A 229-nucleotide genomic window follows, 5' to 3' on the forward strand; every position below is an offset into this window, starting at 1 on the left:
GGTCTGCGCCCGTTGGCGGTGCTGGGCGATAACATCACGACCGACCACCTCTCGCCGTCCAACGCCATCCTGGCCAGCAGCGCCGCTGGTGAATACCTCGCCAAGATGGGCCTGCCGGAAGAGGACTTCAACTCGTACGCCACGCACCGCGGCGATCACCTGACCGCGCAGCGCGCGACGTTCGCCAACCCCACGCTCATCAACGAGATGGCCGTGGTCGATGGTGCAG

At 66.4% G+C, this 229-nt stretch carries 1 protein-coding gene; it reads left to right on the forward strand.

The window, feature by feature from the left end:
• On the forward strand, nucleotides 1-229 hold a 229-nt coding region (locus ACVA6Q_RS25020; protein WP_446649279.1), incomplete at both ends, for a hypothetical protein.

It is taken from the genome of Vibrio sp. DNB22_10_4 (genome assembly GCF_052879755.1).